The sequence below is a fragment of the Paraburkholderia acidicola genome (assembly GCF_002362315.1).
Classification (GTDB): domain Bacteria; phylum Pseudomonadota; class Gammaproteobacteria; order Burkholderiales; family Burkholderiaceae; genus Paraburkholderia; species Paraburkholderia acidicola.
In genome coordinates this window covers 2,330,789-2,351,491 of sequence record NZ_MTZV01000006.1, presented here as the reverse complement: position 1 = coordinate 2,351,491, position 20,703 = coordinate 2,330,789, and the positions used below count along the sequence as shown (strand labels likewise).

25 protein-coding genes are annotated in these 20,703 nt (G+C 62.7%); 4 read left to right on the top strand and 21 right to left on the bottom strand.

Translation table 11 applies throughout. The annotated features are described in order from the left end of the window. Positions 1-202 precede the first annotated feature (202 nt). Complete coding sequence (locus BWP39_RS29125) at positions 203-961, bottom strand: hypothetical protein (protein WP_096725653.1); 759 nt, start codon at positions 959-961, stop codon at positions 203-205. Positions 962-1,270: 309 nt separating this feature from the next. On the opposite strand from BWP39_RS29125, the gene BWP39_RS29120 reads away from it, so the two are divergent. From BWP39_RS29120 to BWP39_RS29105, 4 genes are all read left to right on the top strand, one after another. Next, positions 1,271-2,332, top strand: coding sequence for an alanine racemase (locus BWP39_RS29120; protein WP_096725652.1), 1,062 nt, complete (start codon positions 1,271-1,273; stop codon positions 2,330-2,332). Between the two features lie 5 nt (positions 2,333-2,337). After that, positions 2,338-3,114, top strand: coding sequence for a class I SAM-dependent DNA methyltransferase (locus BWP39_RS29115; RefSeq protein WP_096725651.1), 777 nt, complete (start codon positions 2,338-2,340; stop codon positions 3,112-3,114). 69 nt (positions 3,115-3,183) lie between these two features. Beyond that, entirely contained in the window at positions 3,184-3,771 is a 588-nt protein-coding gene (locus BWP39_RS29110) for a tetratricopeptide repeat protein (protein WP_133116969.1), read from the top strand. A 54-nt stretch (positions 3,772-3,825) separates the two neighbouring features. Continuing rightward, complete coding sequence (locus BWP39_RS29105) at positions 3,826-4,224, top strand: hypothetical protein (RefSeq protein ID WP_133116968.1); 399 nt, start codon at positions 3,826-3,828, stop codon at positions 4,222-4,224. 9 nt (positions 4,225-4,233) lie between these two features. Here the strand turns inward: BWP39_RS29105 and BWP39_RS29100 are convergent, their stop codons facing one another. The 20 genes from BWP39_RS29100 to flgA all read right to left on the bottom strand — a co-directional run bounded on the left by BWP39_RS29100 (position 4,234) and on the right by flgA (position 20,621). Continuing rightward, positions 4,234-5,418: a tetratricopeptide repeat protein gene (locus tag BWP39_RS29100; protein WP_096725648.1), complete on the bottom strand. Its 1,185-nt coding sequence runs from the start codon at positions 5,416-5,418 to the stop codon at positions 4,234-4,236. Between the two features lie 59 nt (positions 5,419-5,477). Further along, entirely contained in the window at positions 5,478-6,362 is an 885-nt protein-coding gene (locus BWP39_RS29095; RefSeq protein ID WP_096725647.1) for a sigma-70 family RNA polymerase sigma factor, read from the bottom strand. A gap of 15 nt (positions 6,363-6,377) precedes the next feature. Beyond that, complete coding sequence (gene fliP / locus BWP39_RS29090; protein ID WP_170043914.1) at positions 6,378-7,169, bottom strand: flagellar type III secretion system pore protein FliP; 792 nt, start codon at positions 7,167-7,169, stop codon at positions 6,378-6,380. Beyond that, positions 7,166-7,576 carry a flagellar biosynthetic protein FliO gene (locus BWP39_RS29085; RefSeq protein WP_096725646.1) on the bottom strand — a complete coding sequence of 137 codons (411 nt, stop codon included), beginning with the start codon at positions 7,574-7,576 and terminating at the stop codon, positions 7,166-7,168. Before BWP39_RS29085 ends, fliP begins: the two co-directional genes overlap by 4 nt. Before the next feature lie 10 nt (positions 7,577-7,586). Further along, positions 7,587-7,967 carry a FliM/FliN family flagellar motor switch protein gene (locus BWP39_RS29080; protein WP_096725645.1) on the bottom strand — a complete coding sequence of 127 codons (381 nt, stop codon included), beginning with the start codon at positions 7,965-7,967 and terminating at the stop codon, positions 7,587-7,589. 79 nt (positions 7,968-8,046) lie between these two features. After that, the gene (locus BWP39_RS29075; RefSeq protein WP_133116967.1) at positions 8,047-9,063 is read right to left on the bottom strand and encodes a FliM/FliN family flagellar motor C-terminal domain-containing protein; all 1,017 of its coding nucleotides are present in this window, start codon (positions 9,061-9,063) and stop codon (positions 8,047-8,049) included. Beyond that, positions 9,060-10,241, bottom strand: coding sequence for a flagellar hook-basal body complex protein (locus tag BWP39_RS29070; protein WP_096726240.1), 1,182 nt, complete (start codon positions 10,239-10,241; stop codon positions 9,060-9,062). Before BWP39_RS29070 ends, BWP39_RS29075 begins: the two co-directional genes overlap by 4 nt. 29 nt (positions 10,242-10,270) lie before the next feature. Beyond that, entirely contained in the window at positions 10,271-10,675 is a 405-nt protein-coding gene (locus BWP39_RS29065) for a flagellar hook assembly protein FlgD (RefSeq protein ID WP_096725643.1), read from the bottom strand. After that, positions 10,672-11,421, bottom strand: coding sequence for a hypothetical protein (locus BWP39_RS29060; protein ID WP_133116966.1), 750 nt, complete (start codon positions 11,419-11,421; stop codon positions 10,672-10,674). Before BWP39_RS29060 ends, BWP39_RS29065 begins: the two co-directional genes overlap by 4 nt. A gap of 134 nt (positions 11,422-11,555) precedes the next feature. Next, the gene (locus BWP39_RS29055; RefSeq protein ID WP_096725641.1) at positions 11,556-12,056 is read right to left on the bottom strand and encodes a hypothetical protein; all 501 of its coding nucleotides are present in this window, start codon (positions 12,054-12,056) and stop codon (positions 11,556-11,558) included. Further along, positions 12,053-13,456 (bottom strand): FliI/YscN family ATPase, encoded by a 1,404-nt coding sequence (locus BWP39_RS29050; protein WP_096725640.1) that lies wholly within the window; start codon positions 13,454-13,456, stop codon positions 12,053-12,055. The genes BWP39_RS29055 and BWP39_RS29050 overlap by 4 nt, the downstream gene beginning before the upstream one ends. Further along, complete coding sequence (locus BWP39_RS29045) at positions 13,453-14,280, bottom strand: FliH/SctL family protein (protein WP_157915195.1); 828 nt, start codon at positions 14,278-14,280, stop codon at positions 13,453-13,455. Before BWP39_RS29045 ends, BWP39_RS29050 begins: the two co-directional genes overlap by 4 nt. Before the next feature lie 17 nt (positions 14,281-14,297). Then, positions 14,298-14,999, bottom strand: a complete 702-nt coding sequence (locus BWP39_RS29040; protein ID WP_096725638.1) for a hypothetical protein — start codon at positions 14,997-14,999, stop codon at positions 14,298-14,300. Then, positions 14,996-16,513 (bottom strand): flagellar basal-body MS-ring/collar protein FliF, encoded by a 1,518-nt coding sequence (gene fliF, locus BWP39_RS29035; protein WP_096725637.1) that lies wholly within the window; start codon positions 16,511-16,513, stop codon positions 14,996-14,998. The genes BWP39_RS29040 and fliF overlap by 4 nt, the downstream gene beginning before the upstream one ends. 83 nt (positions 16,514-16,596) lie before the next feature. Further along, complete coding sequence (gene fliE / locus BWP39_RS29030) at positions 16,597-16,956, bottom strand: flagellar hook-basal body complex protein FliE (RefSeq protein WP_096725636.1); 360 nt, start codon at positions 16,954-16,956, stop codon at positions 16,597-16,599. Then, positions 16,953-17,411 (bottom strand): flagellar basal body rod protein FlgC, encoded by a 459-nt coding sequence (gene flgC / locus BWP39_RS29025; RefSeq protein ID WP_096725635.1) that lies wholly within the window; start codon positions 17,409-17,411, stop codon positions 16,953-16,955. Before flgC ends, fliE begins: the two co-directional genes overlap by 4 nt. A gap of 30 nt (positions 17,412-17,441) precedes the next feature. Beyond that, positions 17,442-17,828, bottom strand: a complete 387-nt coding sequence (locus BWP39_RS29020) for a flagellar basal body rod protein FlgB (protein WP_096725634.1) — start codon at positions 17,826-17,828, stop codon at positions 17,442-17,444. A gap of 29 nt (positions 17,829-17,857) precedes the next feature. Then, complete coding sequence (locus BWP39_RS29015; RefSeq protein WP_096725633.1) at positions 17,858-19,000, bottom strand: flagellar basal body P-ring protein FlgI; 1,143 nt, start codon at positions 18,998-19,000, stop codon at positions 17,858-17,860. Further along, positions 19,000-19,617, bottom strand: coding sequence for a flagellar basal body L-ring protein FlgH (locus BWP39_RS29010; RefSeq protein ID WP_096725632.1), 618 nt, complete (start codon positions 19,615-19,617; stop codon positions 19,000-19,002). Before BWP39_RS29010 ends, BWP39_RS29015 begins: the two co-directional genes overlap by 1 nt. Beyond that, on the bottom strand, positions 19,614-20,621 hold the full coding sequence (gene flgA / locus BWP39_RS29005) for a flagellar basal body P-ring formation chaperone FlgA (protein WP_157915194.1): 1,008 nt from the start codon (positions 20,619-20,621) through the stop codon (positions 19,614-19,616). The genes BWP39_RS29010 and flgA overlap by 4 nt, the downstream gene beginning before the upstream one ends. Between the last annotated feature and the right edge of the window lie 82 nt (positions 20,622-20,703).

The following is a 20,703-nucleotide window of genomic DNA, read 5'->3' as shown; positions in this document are numbered from 1 at the left end:
TATTCCTCGGGGGTATCGCAACGCGGCCTGCGCAGGCCGGACAAACTCGATTTCGCGCGGACGTGCGTTACCCGCCCGGTAGCGGGCCGCACGGCAAAGCCGTATCGGTCCACTACCAGACAGAAACGCAGAGTCCGGGTCTTGCTCGATGGGGTACGTCAGACGTGCGTCGAATTCCCTGAAGCGTCTGACGGACGCAACCTCAAACGCTGGCGGTCAACGAACGTATGAAGCGCTGCGCCTGTTCGTCAGCTACTTCTGCGTTCCAGTGCGCGCCCTCGGAGTCGGTCGCCGTCGGGTTGCCGCGAATCAGGAAGCCGTTGGCAAAATAGCTGCTGCCGACATCGACTTCGAGGTCGTAGATCGGCGTTTCGGGCGACATCATGTGAAAAACCGGTTGAACATGGCGCCAGCCGTCGATGGTCGCGTGCGTATTCGGAATGTCGAAGCGCAGCATGCGGGGCTGATGCGTGTCGACCGTGTCGTATCCCTGGGCGCAGCGCTCCATGTAGTAGTGGCTGTAGTTGTACACCCCCCACCACTCCTGGACCTTGCCGTCCTCTTCGAACCGTGTCCAGAGAGGATGTTCGTCGGAAACGAAAAGGGATTGACCGTGGTTGCCGATCATTTCAATGATCCGGCGGGTGTAACCCAATTTCACTTTGGTCACGCCGATGACCGTGCCTACACCGCCCAGATTCCGAACCTGCTCCCCGCCAACAAACTCCTCGATCGCACGCGTGCTGCCGTCGGCCAGCAGGATCGGCGTATCGCCGAGTACGCACGAACAGTTGTGGGTGGTACTGCCGAGATTGATTACGGGCGACTGGGTCAGACGACGCTGGACCGGCAAGCGGGTAATTTCCCAATCGCCCTTCATACCTGCGGGGGAGCGGGAAAGAATGGTCGATTCATCGCGTGAATCCGCTTGCTGCACCGAAATGTTCTGTTGCGCTGCCATCGAACCCTCCTGGGGCGAATGTAAGAGTGAGAATTCCAGGTCGTCCAGCATGGAACTTCCGCCTGATCAGACTCGGGCCTGACGAAGCTTCCACACCTACCTTCACAAGTTATCCAGGGATTTTCGGATTCGTTTAGCGTTAAGCAGAAGAATTTTTGGCACCTGTGGCAAGTTTGCCGAACCACGGGCAGATGTGCGTGCCCCGACGGACGCCAATGTCTAGAATGGCGTCGTGGCATCGAGCGTCAGGACGACGGCGTCCCGCTGACCTCGCCCCCTATCCGTACCCAATCGACATCGAACAATGGCATGGCATCGCTAAGCATCGACTCCGCAAAAATCCTGCATAACATTCGAGTCGTTCAGGATTTCTGCGCGAGCAGGAAAATGCGGCTCGTGGGCGTTGTGAAAAGCCTTCAGATGATCCCGACACTCGTCACGCTCTTTCAGGAAGCCGGCATTGAAGCGCTGGGTATCTCGGACGTCGATATCCACACGAGACTCGGTAAGCCCCTCGATGGCGAGCCGATGTTGATCAAGATTCCGAAACCGTCGCAAGCCGATACGATCGTCAGGAATTTCAGGGCAAGCCTCGGTTCCGAGCTGGTGACCATTCGCGCACTGTCGGAGGCGGCTCATAGGCAGCGCGTGACGCACGAACTCACGTTGATGATCGAACTGGGCGACCTGCGCGAGGGGGTACTACCGGGAAACGCGCTCAGACATGTGCGGGAGATTCTTGAATTCAGTTCGCCGTATCTGCGGCTTGTCGGTCTCGGCGCGAACCTGGCGTGCTGCCACGGCACGCTGCCTAGCGTGGAGAATCTTGCAGTACTCGACGAGATCGCCACCGAGGCCGAGCGGCGGTTGGGGCACCGTTTCGACAAGGTGTCGGTTGGCGGCTCCGTGATGCTGGACTGGCTGGAAAAGCACGCGGCGCCGCCAAGAATCAACGAACTGCGGGTCGGCGAAGCGATCGTGCTCGGGACCATTCCCGGCAGCGATCGACGCCATCCGGCGCTGTTGCAGGACGCCTTTGTCCTCAAGGGGACTGTCGTGGAAGTCAAGGACAAAGCGACCGCACCGCTGCCCGAAGCGGGAACGGCCGGGCGAGGACGAGAGCCCCTGGGTCGCGCCGTACCCGGCAAGCGTGCAATCGTCGATCTCGGCTACATCAATACGGTGCCACGCGGACTTAAGTGCATGGACGAGCATGTCCGGCACGTATGCAGCACGTCGGACTACAGCGTATTCGACGTGACGGATTGCCCACGACAGCTCGCGCCAGGAGATGAAATTGAATTCATACCGGACTACCGGGCCATGACACAGAGCCTGATGTCCCCCTATGTCGCGCGCGAAATCGTATAACTTTCATGACTCAATCTGCCGAAAAATTCTTTGAAGACTGGGCACCGGCTTATCACCTGGTTTTTGGCGACTGGAATGCCGCAATCGAACAACATGCATCGGTGCTCAAACACATCCTGCCGCCGCCTGCCGTGGCGGGCGAGGTGCTCGATTGTGCCTGCGGCATCGGAACCCAGGTCATTGGCCTTGCGCGCGCCGGCTACAAGGTCACGGGAACCGATCTGTCATCCGCCATGCTCGAGCGCGCCAGAGAGGAAATCGCTGCGCGTGGCCTCGATTCGGCCGGTATCGAGTTGCGCGTGGACGATATGTGCTCGCTTCAGACCTGTCCGCCGCAACACTACGGCGCAGTGATCGTCTGCGACAACTGTCTGGTGTACCTGGATAGCGACGACGAAGTGCGAGCAGCACTGATCGCCATGCATGAGCGGCTGCGTCAGGGCGGAAAACTCGTCATCAGTCTGCGGGACTACGACTCGCTGATGAAGCTGCGTCCGCCTTTGACCGCACCCTACATGATCTCGGACAACGGTCTGCGGCGGATCGTCCACCAGGTGTGGGACTGGCACGACGAGCGCCATTACACGTGCCATGTCCATATCACGTATCAAACGCCCGATCTCGCATGGGTGGCCAGACACATCGTCGGTCGCTGCCGGTCGATCACTTCCGAAGAACTGGTGTCCCATCTGAGGTCGATAGGATTCGAGCAGATCCAGATTCTCCCAGCGGCGGCCACGGGTTTCCATCAGCCCATTGTGACGGCGCTCAAGGGACGATAAGCGCGTTGCCCATGCTACATTTCCCGTAACCTCGCGAGCTTGCGTGCCCGCTCCACCCCGGATACCCTCATGCCCGACCTCAATCCCACCGCCTCATCCCCATACGAAACCGCGATGCAACGGGCGCTGGAAGCCAGTCAGGCGCACGACGCACAAAGCGCTGTCGCCGCGTTGCAAGAAGCGCTGCTACTGGAACCGGGCTCGGCGCACGCGCAGTTTCTGCTTGGCGCGCAGTACGCCCAGCTGGATCGCATGGACGAAGCAGAGCGTGCGTTTGCGCTCGCCGTCGTGCAGGACCCGGACCTGCACACCGCCCGCTTTCAGCTCGGACTGCTGCAATTGACGCGCGGCAAGCCGGCGCAAGCCGCTTTGACGTGGCAAGGGCTGGACACGTTGCCGGACACGCACGCACTGCGGATATTCGCGCACGGTCTGATCGATCTTGCCAAAGACGACTTCGTGGCGGCAGACAAGGCATTGCGTCACGGCATCGAAGCGAACCGGGACAATCACGCGCTGAATCGCGATATGCAGAAAGTGCTGGAGCAGATCGCTCACCACCTCGGCAACGACGTGCGCGAATCAAAAGAAAGCCTCGCGGAGAACGAGGACAGTCATTTTCTGCTATCGACGTATCATCGGCAAAACCTGCGTTGACGACCGTGATGACGTGCGCTTGCAATCCAGATTGCTTCTTTGGAACAGGTCGGCATGACCCGCATTGACTCGGCGGCACAACTCGCTGCCCTCATTCGCCAGCAGATCGCGAACTCTCGCGGCGCTGCATCGTTGCGTGCCCGACAGCCGCAAGCGGGTACTGCGGGACGACGGACGGCCGGCGAATCCGCCAAACCGTCTGCGGGCCTCGCCGCGACGATCGCGCAGCGGGTGGCGGCGATCGATCCTGACGACCCCGATCGCCCACGCAAAGCCTTTCGAGTCTTTCTCGAAGCTGTTTTGCTGTCGGAACTGGGCCAGCACCTCGCAAACGATCCGGCGTTTTATCAGGTGGTCAGCGACGTCCAGCAACAGATGCAGGCCGACCCGGGACTCTCCGTCGCGATCGATCGGGCGAGCACCGCATTGCTTGGAAAAACGTCGGGTGGCTAGACAACCGCACTAACCGCCCTTCATCACCCGGTCGGCTACGCGGATGACACCAGCCGCCTCGTTCGATCCCAGCAAATGCCGGGCAAGTGTCCTGATCGCCTGCGGGTCGTTGGCCTCTTCGCGCAGTATCGCCTGCGCGTAGCGCGCGGCGAGGCTTCGGGAATCGAGCTTCAGCGCAACGGCAATCGACTGCTCGGCCTGCTCACGTCGGTCTTGAATCGCATCGACTACGGCGAGTCCGCCGTGACTCTCGGCGAAATTTCGATCGATCGCCAGTGCCTGTTCAAAAATCTCGCGTGCCTGCTGCAGTTTCTGCTGTAGCAGGTAACACCATGCGAGGCCATGCCAGGTACCGATGTGCTCGGGCATGGTTTTCAGCGATCGCTGAAAGCAGGTCTCGGCGGAAGCCAGTTGCATATCCAGCATGTCGACGAAAGCAAGTGCCGACCATGCGCGGCCATCTTCGGCATTGACTTCAAGCGCCTGACCTAGCAGTTGCCGCGCCTGACGAATATCGTCTTCCGCCAGCGCAATGGTGCCGCGCGTCACCAGAGCCTCCATCTGCGTACCATCGCCCGTCAATGCGTGAGTTGACCACGCTTTTGCATCGCTCATGCGTTGCGCGTCCAGCGCGAGAAGACTCGCGACGCCCATAACCGTCGCAGATGCGACGGGCACGCCATCGAGTCTCGGGACCGAGGCGTCGAACCATTCCAGCGCCTGTGTCACTTGCCCAAGTCGATGCCAGATTCGCAGGGCCAGCACCCGCACCTCGTCGATCGCGGACGCATCGTCGCGCTCCAGTAACGGCTGTAGTTGTTCGAGCGCCTCTGCATAGGCCGCGTGTCGAAACGACAGTTGCGCCAGGTTGCAGGCGATAGCGGGGTGCGTTTCGCCACTCGCGACAAGCGCTTCGAGCAAGCGCCGCGCCTCAAGATCGTCGTGCGTCGCCATGCACAGCGAAGCTCGCCTGAATTGCCAGTGGCTGCGCTGCTCGGACTGCCCGTCGAACAGCGCCTCGGCCTGCTCGACAAAACGACGCGCGGCGTCATGGCGCCCGACACCTATCGCTGTATCGAATGCATCCGCGAGCAATGACGCGTTGCGCGGGTCGCTTTGCAGGTACGCTTCCAGACGGACAAGGCGCTCGAGTTCCGCCGACTGCGCCGGCTGCTGCGAGTGAAGCTCGGTCATTCCTGATCTCCTTGCGCGGCGTGCGCGCGTATGTATTCAATGGATCGACGCAAAGCGGGCTACCAGGCCACATCGCACGATCGCGATGCATTGCACTGGGTACGCAGCGATCCAAGCGCCTTGCGATGGATCTGGGCGATGCGCCCTCTCGACACACCCAGTTCCAGCGCAATATCCGCGAAGGACATTTCCTGCACGTAGTGCAGCCGAATCACCATGCGCTCCTGCCCGGGCAAGGTATCGACGAGCGAGCGCACCTGTTCGCGCAATTGCTGCAATTCGACATGCGCGAAGTAACCGGGCTGTTCCTGCAATCCAGCCTGCGGCGACTCGTCGATCATGCCCGACCCTTCGAGCAGGATGCCTAGCGCGAGGCCCACACCGACCTCCGCGAGCATACCGAACAGGCTGTCGAGATCGTCGGGCAGCGCATCGGTCGCAAACGATCCTGCACGTTCTTCACGCAACCTCTGTCGGCAAGCTATTTGCTGCTGCTTTTCCGAGAGACGCTCCAGCCCGTTCAGCACAGCGCCACGCATGCGCACCGTCGCGTAGGTCTTGAATTGCACCGCTCGCCACGGGTCGAACCGGTCAATTGCTTCAATCAATCCAATGGTCGCAAACTGCAGATAGTCGTCGAACTCGATCTCGTTGTGCATCCGGCCCGCATAGAGTTTTCCCGCCATCATGCGCGCGAGCGGCAGGTAGTGCGCGATCAGTTGTTCGCGCACCGCCGGCGGTTCGTTCCCCACCGTTCCCGCTGCACCGTATGCCGGTGCATCTTCACTCACCCTTGGACGAAACAGCGACCACCACTGCTGGACGAGCGCTTCATCACCCTCTTCGTCCGCTGGTCGCGAAGAGGCAATCGTTGCGGCTACGGTCGATCCCGACGGATCGCTACCGCCGTCGCGCATCGATGGACCGGATCGCGAACTCGCCATGTCCGTGCGTTCGCCTCAATGAAACGATCCGACCAGAGCCTTCAGCAACAGGCTCCAACCATCGATCAACACGAACATGAGGATCTTGAGCGGCAGTGAAATGGTCGCAGGCGGCATCATCATCATGCCCAATGCCATCAACACACTGGAGACAATCAGATCGATCAGCAGGAACGGCAGAAACACCACGAAGCCGATCTGAAATCCTGCCCGAAGCTCGGAGAGCATATAGGCGGGAATGAGCTGGACGTTGCTGATGTCGTCCATGGTCTTGGGCGGCTTGGCCCGGGACAGCTCCACCATCAGCGCGAGATCCTCCTCGCGGGTCTGGCGGACCATGAATTCCCGTAACGGAACGCTGCCCTTGTCGACCGCTGCCTCGATCGACAGCGAACCTGCCATGAACGGTTGCAGCGCATCCTTGTTCATGCGCTCCAGCACCGGCGACATCGTAAACAGCGTCAGGAACAACGCCAGACCGATCAGCACGGTATTGGGCGGTGTCTCCTGCATGCCGATCGCGTGGCGCAACATCGACAGCACGATGATGATGCGCAGGAACGAGGTCAACGATACGAGCAACGCGGGAAGCACCGCGAGTATCGTGAGCCCGAGCACGATGCGCAACGCCTGTGCCGTTTCCGCATTGGGCGTGCTCAGTTGTCCCTGCGCGGCATGGCCGGTCGCGAACGGCGTCAGCGCAGCAATAGGATCGGCGGCCAGCGCGGGCTGCACCGCGTATGCCTGAACGACGACGAATAGCACGATGGCTAGCAGGACACGCCACAGGCTGCGCTTGCGGTTCATGCGTCCTCCGCAGGCCGAGGCGATTCGGTGACCGGACCCTTGTGCTGCTGGCCGCTCGCCCCGGAAAGGTCATCCAGCACCGACAGATGCTGGTCCGTGCAGCCAATCAGCCACTCCCGCTCTCCCCAACGCACCACGTGCACCGAGGCACGTTGCGTCAAACGAACCGATTGCACGACGCGAAGCGGATTGTCGGTGCTTGCCATGCCGAAACGCGCGGCCCACGTTCGCCGGTTGGCGGTGCTCGCCCCGCTCATGCGGCGGCTACGCAGCTTCGTCGCGACGAAGCAGGCAATACACACCAGCACGCCGAGCAGCGCGAGCCAGCGTGCGTCGACGCCGCCCGATGCGAACCCGGAGTCGCGCACCAGCGGCAGTGTCGCGGGAAGAATGCTTTGATAGACCATTCGGTTCGGCTCAGACGGTCAACGGTACGGGCAGTTCGGTGATGCGCACGCCAAAATGCTCGCCGACCGCAACGAGTTGTCCGCGCGCGACGACTTGCCCCTCCAGCATGATGTCGACCGCCTGCTCGATACGACGATCGAGCCGCACGACCTGCGATTGCTTCGCTGCCATCAGTTCGCCGACGGGAATGACGGCTGAACCGACGTGCACGGTCAGGTGGGCCTTCACCTGGTGCAACGGATTGTTCGCACCGGGTAACGCCGCGATCGACGGCATGGTGGCGTGGTTGTCCGATGCGGGTTGCTGTTTCAGTTCGCTCAATGCAAGCACTTGCGCGACTGGCGATTCGGATGAGCTGGCAGGTTGAGCGTTGTGGTTCGACATGGTCATGGAGTCAGGGTCAGTCAGTTGGGCAGGGCGTCGACAGGCGACGCGCGGATAGCTCGCGCGCGTCCCGGAGGCCGCGGTTTCAGTGGGGGATGTCCGGCCCCGTACGGGCCGTGACCGGCGTTACGGACGGCATATCGGAAAGCAGTTCGATGGCACGCCGGTCGTCCGAGCGCCCGAGAAAGCCGCCGCAGAAAAACTTTCCTCTCTCGTCCGTTACCAGCAACGGCGTGGACAGTTCGTGGGAAGTACGCAGCACGTCTCCAACGCTCATCGTTGTCAACGCGCCCAGGTCCAGCTCGACGGGCGTCAACTCGACATTCATCGTGATCGGGTAACCGGCCAGTGCGTGAATGACAGGCACGAGTTCGGGTCGTCGCACTGTGTCGCCGCGTGCATCCCTGTCATGGACAGCGGGCGCGGAAGACGACCCGGAACCCAGCAGCGTGCGAACACAGCCGTCGCCGACAAGAACATGGATTTCCGTCGACCACCACCGCACGGTCAGCCTCAATGCGCCGGACCAGGGTACCCAGATGTCCAGCGCGGGCGCTTCGTCGGCGCTGCCGGTTCGCGGTGCGGTAAGGTGCGCCGCGTCGCCCGCCTGGTTAAACAGATCGGCCAGGTGCCGGCCACAATCCGTCCAGGCGGCATGTGCCGTTTCCTGCGCCAGATTCGCGCTGTGACCCGTTCGATCGCGCGCGAGGCCATGCGTGTGCGACGCGAGCTGCTCAACGAGAGACGGCAGCAACGCGGCCCATAGCGGCGACGGTGCGGCATCGTCTGGCGCAGCCGTCAGCGTCAGTGCATACCACGCACGTCCGATCCGGGCATCGACGGGTAGCGCCCGCCATGTCATGGTCGCTACCGGTCCCGCAGCCGGCTCGCAACGTACGATGTCCTCGCCTGCGGGCTCGGCAGGCGCTGGATCCCACGCCTGTTGCCAGCGTCGCAGCGCTGCCTCGACGGCCTGGGACAGATGTGCTCGTTGCGGTTCGGACCACCAGCGCAAGGCCCGAACCGCCTGCGTCGACGCCTCGACGGATAGCAGAGCATCGGGTGTCTCTGCGTGAGCGCGCTCGCCGGGATACATATTCATTTGCTCTGCATCTGAAACAGCTGGTTAAGCATGTCGCTGGCTGTCGACACGATCTGCGACGACGCCTGATAGCCGCGTTGCATGATGACCAGATTGCTGAACTCCTGCGACAGGTCGACATTCGAAATCTCGACGGTACCGGAGCGCAAGCTACCAAGCCCTTGCTCTCCTGCCACGCCGATCTGCCACGTCTGACCACCGGTCGTTTCGAATTCGTTGTTCCCGACCGGCCGGATAGCGTCTTGCGAATTGAACTGGCCTAGCGCCAGCCGCGGCCCGTGGGTTGTCTGTCCATTCGAGTAGGCGAGCTGGAGCGTGCCGCTCGCGTCAAACGTCGCGCGGCTCAGATTGCCCGGGCCATAGCCGTCCTGCGACTTCATCGTCAGTGTCGTCTGGGTGCCCGAGTCGTACGAGGTCACGTCCGTGGAAAAATCGAGTTGCAGCGGGATCGAGGGTTGCCCGTCGGGTGTGTAAGCCACCGTCACGCGGTTGCTCGATGCGTCCGGCCTGCCGTTGGCGAAAGTCATCTTGCCGGTTCCAACAGTCCGGGTTCCGTCGAGCAGCGTAATGGCCCATGCACCGGCTGTACCGCTCTGCGCGTCGAACTTCAACGACAGTGCATGCGCCGTACCCGTCCTGTCGATCACGGTGATGCCACCGACCGTCTGCGAATTGACGCTACTCGACAGATTCCCGGACAACGCGATCGTGGTCGTCGCACCGGCCGGACTGGTCCGCATTCCACCGATATTGACCGAAACCAGATTGCCGTGACCGTCGCGCGCCATCACCTGTTCGTTCGTCGTCGACGACACCAGCGTGCCGTCGTTGGTGAATTTGAGGCGACCATCGCGTGAACCGTGGATCGCACCGCTGCCGTCGCGCATCATAAAGAGCCCGGAGCCGTCCACCGCGAGGTCCAGATCGTTGCCCGTCGTCTGCAACTGTCCCTGCTGGAAGTTCAGCACCGTACCAAGCGTGTCCAGACCGTACCCATACTGCTCACGGTTCTGTCCGTCGCCCATGGGCTGCCCGTCCGAATAGAACATGTCCGCGAATTGCAGACTCGAACCCTTGAAGCCGGGCGTATTCAGGTTGGCGGTATCGTTCGAAATAACGCGCAGCCCTTTTTCATATCCGTTCAGGCCACTCATTGCGATGTGGATCGTATCGAGCATCTGGATCTCCTGATATGTCGACTTGCGTATCAACGCACGGTCGTGACCTGACTCAGGTCGATATTGGTGAGCGTCGCACCGGCGCCGGTCTTGACCGTCAGTTGCGGCGAACTTCCTGCCAGCGACAGCGCGGTCACGGTGCCCGTCACCGCGCCGGAGTTCGTCGTCAGATCCACAGTGCGACCGATCAGACCGACCGACTGCAGCGATGCCTGATTGGTCAGCAGCTGCGCGATGTTGCTGTTCATTTGCTGCGTCTGTTGCAAGGTCGTGAACTGCGCAATCTGAGCCATGAACTGTTCGTTATCCATGGGCTTCATCGGGTCCTGATAGGTCAGCTGGGTCAGCAGCACTTTCAGGAAATCCTGCATGTTCAGACTGGATTGCGGCGGAACCGCTGATCCGGACGTACCGGTGACTGCGCTGATCGTCATGGAAGTTCCTTGAGATGAGAGTGCGGTTGAGGTGCGGCAAAGAAGTCGTCGGTATCGGCCAGCCGCTGTTCGTGAAACGAAGCGTTGTCGCGTTGCTCGACTGTGCGCCCGTTGCAGATCACGCCGAGCAAACGCACACCGTGGCCCGCGAGCCACTGCCGGAGCCGGCTGACCAGCGGAACGACCGCCGGCGCCTCGGTGCGATCGGCACCCAGCCAGATTCGCACGTCATCGCCGGACCATTCGGCGTAAAGCCGCATGCCGGATTGCGCAGCGTGTGGCTGCGTGTCGTCGATATCCGTTGCGCCGCGTCGTGTCTGGCCCGCGTCTTCTGCCGGCTCAGCCTGTGTGCGGTCCGCAGGTGTTTCCGCAGCGTGAAGCCGACGCAGCGCGATCATCGGACTCGCGGCCCACACGACGGACTCTTCCGCCGGGCCGGCTTGCCGTGAGGTAGACGTTAGATCCGTGTCGTATGGCGAAGCCGTCAGTGCGCCTGCATGATCCTGTGAGGAGGACAGGACGCGTCCATATGCTGTTTCGGCGCCTTGTGCATCGACAGCGCCCGCTGCGCCTTCATTCGACAAGTCGCCTGCGGACTGCGGCGACGATGAGCCGGCGCGCTCGCGCAGTACATCGGCAGCCGGTTTATCCGCACCCGAAAACGGCGATCCGCCGCCTGCGGCATAGCTCATCTTCGCGCCACCATTGGCATCGGATCCCGCCGACGATTCAAGCAACGTCGTCATTCCAGCTTGTTCCATCGCACGTTGCCACGCGAGCTGCTTCTGATTCGACTCACGTTGATCGTCTGCGTCGTCACTTCTCACTGGCTCCGTGCGCATGACAGCAAGCGGCCCAGTGCCCAGATTACCGAGCGGATTCACCGTGTTACCTCGTCGAGTGTCGATGCAGTACGTCTTGATTGAAACTCGCGAATGTCGCGACGGGACAACCAGTCGCGATCCGCTTCCGCCGCAACCCGGTTGCGCGCTTCGAGTACGAATTGCTCGATGCATCTGTTGCGATGCTCGTCGAGCATGTCTCGCTTCTGCTCTTCAACGCGGCATTGCGCAATCAGTTCGCCGCGCTCGGCTTCGAGATCGCTCAGTGCGCGCTCCTCGTCGCGAACCTGTGAATCCAGCCGCGCGAGCCAGCTCAACCTGTGCCGGTGGAGACCCGGGTCGAGACGCTGTGCAATCGATCGACCAAGCAACTCGCATTGCTTCAGATAATGTTTGCGTGCCGCGTCCAGCTGCGACTGCGCGTCGCGAATCTGTCGGCCCACTGCGGCAACCCGTGCGCGTGCCATGTCGAGCCGCCATTCGGATTGGCGTCGCAACGGTTCCAGCGCGTAACGGAAACCGCGTAGATCTACACTCATGGCGTACCGCCCTCCAGCACCTGGGCCAATTGCCGCAAGGCGTCAGCGCGGGCAATACCGCCACCGGCCTGATTCAGCCACCCACGCATCTGACGCTCGCGCGCAATGGCGTCGTCCAGTTCCGGATTCGCACCCTTCTCATACGCACCCAGCTCGACGATTTGCCGGTTACGTTCGAGCATCGACAGCATCGCAGTCGCACGCGCGATCAGTGCGCGCTCGGCCTGCGTGGTCAGAACCGGAAGCAGCCGGCTCGCGCTCTTGAGCAGGTCGATCGCCGGGTACTGGCCGTCGTGAGCCAGTTGTCGCGACAGCACGACGTGGCCGTCGAGAATCGCGCGCAGTGCGTCGGACACCGGCTCGTTGAAGTCGTCCCCTTCGACCAGGACCGTCAATAGTGCAGTGATCGCGCCACCGGACGCAGCGGTTCCACAACGTTCGCATAGTTGCGGAAGCTCGGCGAATACAGAGGGGGTATAGCCACGCGCGGTCGGCGGTTCGCCGGCGGCGAGACCGATCTCCCGTCGCGCCATGGCGAGCCGCGTGATCGAATCCATCGTCAGCACGACCTGTCGCCCGGCATCCCGGAAGTACTCTGCAATCGTCAGCGCCGCGTGCGCGGCACGAACCCGCGCGAGCGCGGGTTGATCGGCGGTTGCAACCACCACCACGGAGCGCTGGAGTCCCGCCTCCCCGAGTTGTTGTTCAATAAACTCGCGCACCTCGCGCCCGCGTTCGCCGATCAGCGCGATGACATTGACGTCGGCCTTCACGTGCTGCGCGATCATGCCAAGCAGCGTGCTCTTGCCTACCCCACTGCCCGCAAAAATACCGACTCGCTGGCCCTGTCCGATCGTCAGCATGCAGTCGATACTGCGCACGCCGGTTTCGAGCACATTCGTGATGGCAGGCCGTTGCATCGGATTGGTCGGTCGTCCTTCGAGCGGTCGCCATGCGCTGGGTGTCGGCGCGGGCTTACCGTCCAGCGGTCGTCCGAAGCCGTCGACGATGCGGCCGAGCAATCCCTCGCCCACCGCGTACATCGACTGGTTGCCCAACGCAACCACCGTGCTGCCCGCGGACAAACCGTTGACGCTACCGTAAGGCATCAAGGTGACGTGATCAGGCTGAACGCCTACGACCTCCGCAAGCATCGGTGCGCTGCCGTTGGGACCAGTGGGAACCGACGAAGCACCAGGTGCCGCAAGCAGCGTAGCCAGCATGTCGCTCGCCGCAACCGCATCCGCATAGCCGGGCGGTAGTAGCGCACACAATTCGCCCACGCGGGCGCGCGGGCCGCGTGCCTCGATGGCGAGCCCGCGTGTCTCGCGCACCACGCCGGTACGCCGCGCGAGTTCCGCGCCGCGCACGACATCCCGCAGGTACGCGAGCCGGTTCATCGTGTGGTCTCCTGCGTCAGCACGCCGGCGAGCGACGCCATCTGGGTTGCAAGCCGCGCGTCGAGGCTACCGCCGTGGGAATGCACGACGCAGCCGCCGATGCCGACGCTGTCGTCGCCGACGAGCGGCACCGCATTCGATGTCGTCGCGAGACGCCGGGCCAGTAACGTCATGGCCTGCTCGTCGCCCTGCAGTTTCTCGAGATCGCGGGAATGCAGATGTATCGCGACGAGCGGCTTCTGCGATGCGTGACTCGATGCTTCGCCATGCGTGAGATCGATGGCCTGACGCACGAGATGGGCTACACCCTCGGCACTTACCAGACGCTCGCCAAGGATGCGACACACGATCTGATGGCACAGCGCGACCATGTCGTCTTCGACGGCATGCAGGCGCAGCGCGATCTGTCCGGGCAACGCGTCGATCAACTGGTCGAGCAACGCCACGCGCTCCTGCACGCTGCGATGAGCATCCTCCATTTCCTGCCGCACGAGTTTTTCGGCGGCATCCCGTGCGTCCTGTTTGCCGCGCTCGAGACCGTCCTGATAGCCCTGTTGCGCACCCGACGCCCGCCCTTCCTGCTGCCCGGCCGCAAATCCGTCGCGATAGCCCTGTTCGGTGCGCTGTTCGATGAGCTGCAGACCATCTGGCTTCGTCGCAGACGGCGTGTCGCGCGTCTTCGCCGGATCGCCCCCCGCGCCGCCACGGTCGTCCTTCGTCGCGAACGATTGTCGCGACAGCAGGCGCGGTTGGATATCGATGGCGACATCGTGTAGCACACTGCCATCCCGAACGTCGGGGGCAGCCAGGTGACTGGAGGGCATGAGCCGGTCCGGATTGCTCATGACCGTGCCTTCGAAAGCCTGCGCCATTCGATAAATCGCCGCCAGCTTCGCGCAAGCTCGAATCGCCCGGCGCTCTGCCGAACCTCGGTCGGCCCGGCCACCGGCTGGGCAAGCGGCAGCGCCTCCAGCTTCCGCTCGATCGCCGATAGCAGAAACACCCTCAATGCCGGAGCCGGCGCAGCGTCAGCGGAGGCCCGCGGCAACATCGACAGTTCCTCGATCTGACGACGCCTGACGACACCGAGCTGGCTCAGCACCGCATGTCGCCACGACCACGGGTACATGTCGAGCAACGACGCAATCAGCCCAGCCGGCTCGTCGCGCAGAATCTGCGCGAGCCGCGCAGGCGCTGCTGCGTCGACGACACGAAACAGATGCTCGATTGCGTCGAACGCTTCGTCGCTCCCGTGCGCCGCCGGACTATCCGCGCCGAACGCGAGCGCGAGGCTGCGCGGCAATTCGACGACGTCGCGCACCAGCATGTAATCGGCTGGAATGCCCAACGTTTCGATCTCATCGATCAGACTGGACAACTGCTCGCGCCGCGCGTCATCCACACGCCCGAGCAGCCATTGCCGGTCGGCCTGCGACACGGCGTGCAGTAGAAGCGCGGCTTTTCGCAGACCGATCGCTACGTCGTCGCCGGTTTGCGGCTGCGACGTATTCATGGCAATACGGCCTTGCAGGGGCGCCTTCACCGTTTATCTCCGTCTGCCGGCAACGATGCGCCGTCGCGCAACCATCTTTGCAACTGAACCAGTGCCGCGTCGCGCTGCGCGCTGGACAACATCGACGAACGCGGTTCGACAGGCGCGCCAGTGCGCCCCCCGTCTCCGACACTCCGACGCAGCCATACACGTGCCGCGATCAGTGCAATCGCCAGTGCGAGCGCCATGCCGAGGCCGATGAAGAGCGGCTTGAACGACAGTGTCGCGTTCGTATCGATTGGACGAGCCCCCGACGCTGTCGTTGCGCGGTCCGGATTCGTATCGACGGGGACCGGTTCGGCAAGCTGTGCAGGCGTCACACCGTACGCCGCAGCCGGTGCGTTCAATGCGTCGATGGTCTGAACTACAACCCGGTCGCCGCGCTCCGGCGACGCACCGACACTCGCGGCAATCGTTTTGCGGAGCTGTTCCTGCTGGTCGGCACCTAGCGCACGATGGACGACTGTCACGACGTCGATACGCCGGATCGAACCGGGCTGCTGGATCACCTGCTCGACGCGACGACCCACCGCATATTCCACTTCACGCTGGCTACTTCCGCCCCCGTCGCCACGGCCGGTGCGGGTCGAGCCGGAATCCAGCGGCGCGCTGATGTCGCGCTCCGTGTCACGTTCCCGGACGACCACACCGGACGGCACCTCACCGGGTTTCGTAGGCGCCGAGACGACATCGTCCCGGGTCGACTGCACGCGATCCATGTCGAGCGTGACATCGATGCTGACGAGTCCCTGAGCGGGCCCAAGCGCGCGATCGAGAACCTGCTCGGCCTTGCGCGCGAGGTACGTCTCCATTTCCTTCTTCAGCCCGAGCCTGGCCGTTCCCGCGTCGCCGACATCGTCGGCACCGGCGTTTCTCGTCAGGGCGACGCCCGTCTGATCGACGATCGTGACGTCCTGCGCGGCAATTCCGTTGACCGCCGCCGCTACGAGACGCTGGATTCCAGCGATCTGGTCGCTGCGCAACGTCTGACCCGGCTTGAGCATCAGCGTGATCGAAGCCTTCGCGGTGCTACCGGTCTGCTTGAACAGACCTTGCTCCGGTAACGCGAGCAGTACCCGTGCATCGCGGATCTCGTCCAGCGAGAGAATGGTTCGCGTCAGTTCTCCCTGCAACGCCCGCTGATAGTTGATCTTCTGCGCGAACTCGGTCATACCGAAGTCGCTGGTGTTGAACAGCTCGAAGCCCACCGCACCGTGCAGCGGCAAATCGCCGCCCATCAGCTTGATGCGAGTCTTGTAGACCGCCGCCTTGTCCACCAGGATCGACGTGCCGTTGTCATCGAGCACGTACGGAATTTTCAGGTGATCTAGTTCACCCACCATCGCCGCTGCGTCTTGCGGAGCGAGCCCGGAGAACAGCACCTGGTACTCGGGCCGCAGCAACGTGTAGCCGATCGCCGCGGTCGCCACGACGATGCAGAGTACGCCCGCAATCAGTCCTGTCCGTGCGCCACGGCCGAGCTGCTGCCAGAAAGACAGGATCATGCGTAATCTCCTCGACGTAATGCGTCAATGCCGTCGAGAACGGACACGCGTGTCGTGCGGAATAAAAATCGTGGCTTCACAAGTCATACCTGCATTTTCATGACATCCTGGTACGCTTCGAGCAACCGGTTGCGCACCTGCATCAACAATTGAAACGAGAGCCGACTCTCTTCCAGGCCGATCATCACCTGATGGAGATTCGCCGCACTGCCGGTCGCGAGTTCCTGCAAACCGGTTTGCGATGCCAGCAGTTGCTGGTTCACATCGGCTATGCCCGATGTGACCATCTGGCCGAACTGACCGAGCGCGGCCGACGTGTCCGCGGTTTGAGCCGACTGCATTTGCCCCGGCACGCCGATACGAAGATCGGCGGGCAGCGCCGGTAGCGCGACGGAGCCGGCCGGCTGCACCTGGGCCGCTGCCTGAATGGCTTCCCAGCTCATGACGACGACCCGATGTCGAGCGCTTTCAACGCGAGCGTGCGTGCGGTGTTCATCGCTACGACATTCGCCTCGTAGGCACGCAGCGCGCGGGTCAACGTCACCATCTCCGTTGCCGGATCGACGCCGGGATACGAAACGAAGCCTTTCTTGTTGGCAAACGGATGGCCCGGTTCGTATACGAGCCGCGGCTCGACGGTCTGCGGTTCAACGTCGGCCTGCGGCAAACCGATTGCCGACAGCCTGTTGTCGGTCAGCCCCTGGTTCACTTCAGCCGCGAATGCTCCGCTGCCCTGAGTGGCGATACTGCGTGCGATGACGCGCATCGGGCGATAGCTGACGCCGTCAGCGGTCTGAATCGTATCGGCGTTGGCGAGATTGAGCGCCGCGACGTCGACCCGTGTGCGCTCGACGGACATGCCCGCCGCGCTGATCGCAAATGCCTGTGTGTAGTCCATATGGCGTTGGGTGCAGGTGATGAATCGGGTTTACTTTTTGCCGTCGCCGACCGCTTCGAACAGGATCGCGAAGTGCTTCGACAGGCCCTTGATCAACGCCTGATACTGAACGGCGTTTTGCGCGAGGGCCGCCACTTCGATGTCCGGCCGGATCTGATCGTGGGCGGACAATCCGTCCGGAACGACATGCTCGATGCGGGGTTCGACACCGGCCAGCGAGGGCGCATCCAGTCTTCCCTGGTCATGCAGCGCACGTCGCGCATCTTCGAGCTGGTCCTCGAAACTCACCTTCAACGGCACGTAACCCAGCGTCTCGCTGTTCGCGATATTGGCCGAGATCGCCTGCTGGCGCAGGCTCGCTGCGTCCAACGCGAGACTCAGCGCCGCCGTGGTCATTGCCTCGATTCCTTGAACCATGTCGTGTATCCCCTATGTGTGCAGCGTGCCTACTGGATGACCAGTTCGGCATGCAATGCGCCCGCCGCCTTGACTGCCTGCAGAATGGCGATGATGTCGCGCGTATTGACCTTGAGCCTCGAGAGCGACTGCACCAGATCGGCAACCGTCGTGTCGCGTGGCGCCACATACGTCGAACCACGCGGTTCGTCGACGTCGACCTGCGTGTTGGTCACGATCGCCGTGCGTATACCGGGACCGGGACGCCACACGTCGAACGGCTGCGATGCCGTGTTCTCGCTGGTAATCGAAATCTTGAGATCGCCCTGAGATATCGCCACTTTCGAAATCGGCACATCGCCGCCCGATACCACGGTACCCGTGCGCTCGTTGATCACGACCCGCGCGCGCCGGTCCGGCTCGACCTTGACGTTCTCGATACTCGCCACGAACTGCACCAGCCGATCACGTTGACCATCGGGTACGGCAATGTCGATTCCCTCTGCGTCGCGTGCACGCGCGAGTCCTCCACCCACCTGGGCGTTGATCGCGGAAGCGATGCGACTCGCCGTCGTATAGTCGGCATCAGCCAGTACGAAGGTGATGCTGTGATCCGCATGCATCATCTCGGCGCTCACGCCGGCTTCCACGGTCGCGCCGTTCGGAATGTTGCCGACGGTCGGATGATTTTTCTGCACGACGTTGCCGTTTGCATCGTAGCGGTAGCCCCCCACCGACAGCGGACCTTGTGCAAGCGCATAGACCCTGCCGTTCGCGGCCTTCAGCGAGGTGAGCAACAGGCTTCCTCCTAGCAGACTGCGCGCGTCTCCGGCCGACGTCACGGTCACGTCCAGCGTGTCACCTTCGCGGGCGAAGGTGGGCAACGCCGCGCTGACCATGACCACCGCAACGTTGCGGCTCTGCACCTGGTCGGGCGAAACAGTCAGATTGAATTGCGAAAGCACGTTTGCCAGCGCCTGGTGGGTGACCTGGTTGGTCGGCGTGTCGCCGGTTCCAGCGAGACCGGTGACGATGCCGTAGCCGGTCAGCGCGTTGTCACGCCAGCCCTGCAGCTTGCCCAGGTCCTTCACGCGGATCGTTTCGGCATGTCCGACGGAGGCGCCGACCAGCAGCAACATCGCCATCAGGAACACGAACGGGTAACCGGCGGCGCGGAGAATAGATATCTTCATCAGAACCCCAGCCAGTCGACAACCTTGCGCCACCACGCGCGCCTCTGCCGGTCGGACAGATCGCCGTCCCCGATGTAATCGATACGGGCATCCGCCAGACGGGTCGACAGCACGACGTTATCGGTGGAGATATCTTGCGGCCGTACTCGGCCTTCGACGTTCACTTTCTGCTGCTCGCCGTTCAGTGTCAGCAACTGGGTTCCCGCGATCCGCAAGTCGCCGTCCGGTAGCACCTCTCGTACAGTCACCGTCAAGGTGGCGAGCAACTTGTTGCTGCGCTGGGTGGAACCGCCTCCATCGAAATCGCCGCCCACGGCAACGCTGCCGTTCAGTTGCTTGCCGATCAATGTGCTGTTGATCCCTGCGCTGAGATTGTTGCCTCGCTTGGTCGACGTGTCGGCGCTGGACGTGGCGCTGGAATTCTCATAGACGAGCACGGTAATGGCATCTCCTGTCCGATAGGCTTTCGTATCGGCAGCGAGTGCGTGATAGGTCCCTTCGTTATAGAGGCTTTCCGCATGCGCCGGGCCAATGGCCGCTAGCGACGCAATCGTTGTCAGCACAACAGCGGCCCCATACGCGGCCCATGTAACGGCGGCGCGATTGCCAGTTTTCATAAAGGCATCTCCAGCTTGCCGGGTCCGACGACACGGGCAGCAATCGAGCTGCTCGCATTCGGCAGCCGCACGCGAATGGTCTGCCCCGTCAGTCCGTCCTCCAGCACTTCGACCCGGCTCTCGAGTTGCAGGCTTCCCTGCGAATCGTTCAACATCGCCCATTCGCCACGCGTCACCACCGGCACGCGCTCAACGTCGCTGCGGGACAGCGCGTCGCCGGCGACCAGTGGCCGGCGCAAGCGCAGCTTGTTCAGCGTATCGCCGCCGGTTCCCGCATCGTCGGTGGGGCGCAACGGCAGTGCCGCGCGTCCGCTCAATTCGACTTCACGCACCGCCAGTGAGTCCGGCGCAAGCGTGCTGCCGGTGGTCAGTTCGCGCGTCGCCACATACGCGGGCGCACGGGCATTCACGTCGAAATCGACCGGCACCGTACGCACCAGGGCACCGTTGACGAGAACGTCGACCCATACCGACATGCGCTTTGCGAGCAATGCGGCATCCGACGCACGAGGCGACCGTTGACGGGCCTTGAGCGTCAGTACGCCTGGCGGCACAGGGACATCGGCGGGGACCGCTACGACATCGACGCGCACCTGTGCATCGCTTCTGGACAACCATGCGGACAGATCGTCGCTGGCACAGTGCACGATGCGATCGCCCGACAACATCTGCGTCGCCAGACGGATTTCGCTGTAGGCCGTGTCCGACCAGTCGATCTGCTGCGGATCGATATCGGTGCGTGCCACGATCCAGCGCTGCAGCACGTCGCGCCTCAACCTGACTCGCTCGCCCGCGAGCGGGGCTCGACCCAGCGGAAGTCCGATCAATTCCGCCTGCAACTGCGGATCGCGCGCGCGAATACGTGCCACGTCCCCTAGCGTCACCTGCACATCGTGAACTTCGACCTGTGGCTGCAGATCGATCGCGACCGCATCCGGCAACGGTGCAGCCGACGCCAGCACGACCCATGTCGTGGCGACGACCGACGCGACTCCGTGCTTCACGCAGTCACGCGCGAGGCATCGTCTCTGCGCAGGCGAGCGATCTCGGGAATGCGAGCGGCTCACTGAGAGGGTCCGTTCAGAC